This window comes from Glutamicibacter sp. BW80, assembly GCF_002332385.1.
In the GTDB taxonomy this organism is placed as follows: domain Bacteria; phylum Actinomycetota; class Actinomycetes; order Actinomycetales; family Micrococcaceae; genus Glutamicibacter.
In genome coordinates this window covers 1-2,592 of record NZ_NRGV01000013.1, presented here as the reverse complement: position 1 = coordinate 2,592, position 2,592 = coordinate 1, and the positions used below count along the sequence as shown (strand labels likewise).

Sequence of the window (2,592 nt, the reverse complement as noted above, 5' to 3'; positions counted from 1 at the left end):
TCTTCACTAGGGGGGTGCTTCGTTTCCTGCACTCACCAACCAGCTGCCATATCCGCAACGTCTACACAAGACGTTTGGAGCACCTATGAGTGCTGGGAACGAAAAAGATTCAGTACGAGCGTTAGCGAGTTCCTTTAGCGCGAAGCGCCCACTAACTAATCACGCTGGAACCCACACACAACGATGATTACCCTCCTGTATGGCTCACACGTAAGTACCACAGGAGACCACAAGAACACTGAGCTATGAAGACTCTAACGAGTACAAAAATCACCACAACAGCACTGAACCCCGTCATAAGATACACGCACTAAAACTCCCCCAGGCGTCACAAAATAGTCGCAGTAAAAACTTTGCCTCGGACCTTTCGCAGAACCGTAAAACAGCCATCACACCTCTGGCACCAAGGTTCGTTACCTGGACAAAAACGTCCGAGTAACGCCTCCAGTTATCAAAGATGCAAGAGGTGTGACCGAAATAGGCCGGCAAACAAAAAGATCCAAAAGTAGCCGGCTTAGTTCGGTCCACACAACGACGGCTGGGTGCCATTTCAACAGGAGGGGCACGGAGCCACTTGGATCATGGGTAAGCGTTCTTACGTGAGCGCCTGGTCGGCTTTCTACGCGGCTCAGTGGCGCTCGAGCAGCTTCTGGGGAAACTCAACTGCATGTGGTTGCGATTCGACGCCTTAGGGAGCCACACAGGGCTGTTGCGACGGAGCAAGCTATACATTTAGGTGCCCTAAATGGCTTGGCCGCCCCGGCCGTCTACGACGGAGCAAGCTATCGACTTAGCATAGCTAAGTGTCGGCTTGCTCCAACCCCAGTTCCTGGGGGGCGCTGCACTGGGCCTTCAAACGCGGAGACAGAAAAGAACTTCTACCAGTTACAAGCCTTCGGTGGGTTTTTCTTTAGTACAGCGGAAGGGATGCCTTTTCGCCATCCTGGCCAGCTCTTACGTTTGCTTTCTAAGTCCACGTTTTTGACCAGGTGGAGGCCTCGAACATGACAATCCCATTGCTGCGCCATGGTTGCTTTAGCCATCGACCTAGGGTGATGCTCCCGAAGATCATCTAAACCCATTTTGTAGACGTAGCTAGGGTTAAATGGCTGATACCAATATGCCAATGCAGTAACCGTGAACCGGATCTCCCATCCACCGTTCTTCCATCGTTCATGTACTACGTTTTTGACGATTCCTTTTCGGTATACGGGGTCAGCAACTACAGGGTAGGCAAGGTTTTCTGCACTTTGGTGGTCAACGATCTGCACCAAAGTATTACCTTCAACTAGATACCGTGTAGGAACGTCATTACCGTTAGCATCTTTCGCCCATGGTGGAGTGAATCCTCCAATAAGTTCCCCTTCTTTGTCCTCGATCAGAACTCCTCCGTGAGTTTCGCGGATTGTCGCTTCACTAGGAACATCTAGAAGGTATTCAAAGCGTTCGGGGCTTTGGGAATCGTGAAGGATAGTAGCCATCTGTAACCCGCCGTCGTCTTTGACGGAAGTTACTGTCGTGAATTCTTTCCCCTTGTTTTCAATGACTCCATTTGCGATTGGTTCAGTCTTAGAGACACCATCAATCGGCCTATAGATGCTCACAACATCAGTATCCTCAGAGCCGATTTCAACAGGATCTGATGGGCTGTTCGGAACGAAAATTTCTGATCCCTCTACAGTGAGATCAAAAGCACCTTCGCCTGAAACATTTGCTTTAGCCTCAACAGACGTGTTCAGCACGTCAACATTCGTATCGGAAGAAACTTTCGACAAATTTAAGAGCGCTTTGTGGGAAGAATCAGGAGCTTCTAAGGCCACAGCAGCATTTGCGTTGCCAATCAGCAGGGCGGCTATCGATAAAGCCGCGAGACCTTTTAGACTTTTCTTTGACAAGATTTCACCAGAACCAAAATAGGCAATTTCATGGACAAAATAATGAAACCAGAAGACAAGCGATTTTTCATAGTTGTGTCGCTCATCGTTGCGGGCTTAGTTTTACTTGCCTTCATCATTGGAGCGTCCGGAATTCTCTCGTACATTTTTGACCCCGAACCAGAAACTGACCTTCTGTTCATGCTGGTTCGGTAGGAATTGAAGGCCTACTAGCACTCAGTGCTTCTGTGCGACACGCTCAAACAGAAATCGAATTTTCTTCGGTGCGAGTTCGACCCTTCCCCAATAGATCCGGGGATGTCTGCTAGGGAACTAGTCAAGGCGCTTAAAAGGTGATGCCCAACCCCGGCAAGGGTCAGGCATCATTATTTTTGAACAAAAAATTCAATTTAAGAGTACCTTGAGTCCGGCAAGACTGCGAAGGTACACGCTCCAGCATGTCGAAGCTGAACATGAGCGTCAAGGCCACCGGCTAGCCCCCGGGTGTAGAGAGAACAAAGGGTTTACCGAGAGAGATCGACGGCGCGTAAAGGCAGACTCGGAGCGCTAGAAAATCCATCGGGGTAAGAGCAGTTCGGCTCCCCCGCGTTGATCCTCACATCCCAGTCCTGATAGCCGAGTAATTCCCGGCTATGGTCAAGGAAACCTCGCACGGCTCCGGCCAGCTGCAAACTTCCAAGCACCCCCCTAGTGAAGA

The 2,592-nt window shown here is 50.0% G+C and carries 1 protein-coding gene; it reads right to left on the bottom strand.

Going from position 1 to position 2,592, the window contains the following annotated elements:
• Positions 1–878: 878 nt before the first annotated feature.
• Positions 879–1,895, bottom strand: a complete 1,017-nt coding sequence (locus CIK76_RS18970) for a hypothetical protein (protein WP_141393441.1) — start codon at positions 1,893–1,895, stop codon at positions 879–881.
• Between the last annotated feature and the right edge of the window lie 697 nt (positions 1,896–2,592).